Origin of the sequence: Streptomyces sp. NPDC057654 (assembly GCF_042800135.1) — a bacterium.
In the GTDB taxonomy this organism is placed as follows: domain Bacteria; phylum Actinomycetota; class Actinomycetes; order Streptomycetales; family Streptomycetaceae; genus Streptomyces.
In genome coordinates this window covers 1-2,822 of sequence record NZ_JBHVHQ010001019.1, presented here as the reverse complement: position 1 = coordinate 2,822, position 2,822 = coordinate 1, and the positions used below count along the sequence as shown (strand labels likewise).

The window sequence follows — 2,822 nt, the reverse complement described above, 5'->3', positions numbered from 1 at the left end:
GCCGGGCCGTGTTCGTCGCCGTCAACGAGGTCCCCCGGCGCGACGACGCCTCCCAGGCGGTCGTGGACGCCGCCGACCGCATCTTCCAGCTCGTGCCGAGGGCCGACGCCCATCGATGACTGTCCGTCACGTGACGTTCCGCCAACTGACGATCCCTACAAGGAGAAAATCCTCCGTGAAGAGACTGCGATCCTTGCGCCGCACCGCGGCCGTCGCCGCGCTGGCCGCGGCCACTGCCGCCGGCCTGCTCGCGCCCGTACAGACCGCTTCCGCCCAGCAGCGCGCCGAGCCCTCGAACCTCCGCAAATTCACCCAGCAGAAAGTGCGTTGGGAGAAATGCGGCGTCAAGGATCTCGACAAGGCCGGGGCGCGCTGCGCGTCGATACGGGTGCCGCTGGACTACAGCCGGCCGGACGGGCCCACGCTGTCCGTCGGCTTCTCCCGGATCAAGGCGACCGACACCCGCCACCGCATCGGGCTGATGATGCACAACTCCGGCGGCCCCGGCGGCACGACCCTCGACATGCCCCTCGAATCACGGGCGGCCATGGGCGAGAAACTCGCCGCCCGCTACGACCTGATCGGCATGGACCCGCGCGGCGTCGGCCGCAGCAGCCCGCTGCACTGCGGCACCAGCGGCCACTGGCTCCGCTCGGCCGGCTACGACGACGCGGACTTCCGTGCCCAAGCCCGGTACGAGAAGCAGCTCATGGCGTCCTGTCAGCAGAAATACGGGAAGAAGATGTCGTATCCGCGGCACTTCACCACCCGCAACACCGCCCGCGACATGGACCTGCTCCGCGCCGTCCTGGGGGAGCGCAAGACCTCCTACTTCGGCGTCTCCTACGGCACCTATCTGGGCGCGGTCTACGCCAACATGTTCCCCGGCCGTGTCGACCGGCTGCTCCTGGACAGCGCCATGGACCCCGGCCGGTACGGCACCCAGGCGTTCCGGGACATGGGGCGGGTCAACGAGGAGTTCATGGACGCCTGGGCGCGCTGGGCCGCTCCCCGGAACAGCACGTACGGATTCGGCGACACCCCCGCCAAGGTGCGCGCGACCGTCGAGGGCATAGCCCGGCAGGCCGCCCGCGAGCCCCTGAAGGTCGGCCCGTACACCGCCGACGGCCAGCAGGTGCCGGCCGCGTACATGATGATGATGTCCGACGACCGGGACTTCGCCGAAGCGGCGAAGAACATCAGGCTGCTCTACGACGCGGCCCAGGGCCGGACCGTGGAGCCGACCGAGGCGCTGGCCGCCGCGCTCGGCAGGCCCGACGCCGCGATGGACAACCAGAACTCCCTTCAGATGTCCCTGATATGCGCGGACCGGCAGGCGCCGCACGACCTCTCCTGGTACCGGAAGAACGTCGAGGCGAGCCGCGCGAAGGACCCGCTGTACGGTCCGCTCGCCAACGGCGTGTCCCCCTGCGCGTTCTGGCCCGGCGGCAAGCCGGCGGAGCCGCCGATGATCTCCGGCAATGATGTGCCCGGCCTCATCGTCCAGTCCACCGGCGACCCGCGCACCAGCTACGCCAACGGCCAGGGCCTGCACCACAAGATGCCGAACTCCCGGCTCATCACCTTGAAGGCGCGGGTGCACGGCGTCTACGGCTGGTACCGGAACGCCTGCGTGGACCGGCAGGTCAACGACTATCTGAGCACCGGCCGGCTGCCCGCGAAGGACACCACCTGCGAGAAGGCCCCGGCAGGCCGCTGACGGCCCGTCAGGCCACCGAGCGGCTCGGCTGGTTCGTGCGCGTCACAGCGTCACAGCGTCACAGCGTGATGGCGTCACAGCCAGCCGCGCCGCTTGAAGATGAAATACAGGCTCACGCAGACCAGCGCCATCAGGCCGATCGCGAACGGATAGCCGAGCAGCCAGTGCAGCTCCGGCATGTGGTCGAAGTTCATGCCGTAGATCGTGCCGACGAGGGTCGGCGCGAAGAGGATGGCCGCCCAGCTGGAGATCTTCTTGACCTCCTCGTTCTGCTCGAAACCGGCCTCGGCGAGCGCCCGCATCTCGGCGTTCTGCTGCTGGGTGACCAGCGTCGCGTTGACGGCGAGGATGTCGGCGAGCGCCGACCGGAAGCCGTCGACGCGCTCGCTGGTGTGGGTGACGTGGTCGGCGACGTCGCGGAGGTAGCGCTGGAGTTCCTCGTCCGTGCCGTACTTCGTGAACCCCGCCATCAGCCCCCGCAACATCCCCACCAGCGGGCGGGTGGCGCGCTGGAACTCGACCATTTCGCGGGAGAGTTCATAGATGCGCCGCGACACGGCGGGGTCGCCGCCGAACACCTCGGTCTCGATCTCGTCGATGTCGTTCTGCACGCCCTCCACGACCGGCGCGTAGCCGTCGACGACCGCGTCGAGGATCGCGTAGAGCACCGCCTCCGGGCCCAGCGCCATCAGCTCGGGCGTGGCCTCCATGCGGCTGCGCACGGTGGACAGGTCGGGGGCCGCGCCGTGCCGGACGGTGATGACGAAGTCCGGGCCGACGAAGACGTGCAGCTCGCCGAAGTCCACCTCCTCCGGTGCGTCGAGGTAGCGGGCGGCGCGCAGCACGACGAAGAGCGTCTCGCCGTACCGCTCCAGCTTCGGGCGCTGGTGCGCTTCGAGCGCGTCCTCCACCGCCAGTTGGTGCAGGTCGAACTCGTCGGACAGCGAGACCAGTTCGGCCTCGCTGGGGCGGTGCAGCCCGATCCACGCCATGCCGGACGGCTCCGCGTGCAGCTGCCGGTAGGTCTCGGCGAGGGTGGCCGGGGTCGCGACGCGATGGCCGTCGCGGTAGACCGCCGCCTGCACGATGCTGCCGCGGCCCG

Annotated in this window: 2 protein-coding genes; one reads left to right on the top strand and one right to left on the bottom strand. The window is 70.0% G+C overall.

What is annotated here, in order from left to right; genetic code table 11:
• The first annotated feature begins 175 nt into the window (after positions 1 to 175).
• On the top strand, positions 176 to 1,720 hold the full coding sequence (locus ACFU99_RS39815; protein ID WP_384402477.1) for an alpha/beta hydrolase: 1,545 nt from the start codon (positions 176 to 178) through the stop codon (positions 1,718 to 1,720).
• A gap of 74 nt (positions 1,721 to 1,794) precedes the next feature.
• Here ACFU99_RS39815 and ACFU99_RS39810 read toward each other — a convergent pair.
• The coding region (locus ACFU99_RS39810) for a magnesium and cobalt transport protein CorA (protein WP_384402474.1) at positions 1,795 to 2,822 on the bottom strand (1,028 nt) is incomplete at its 5' end.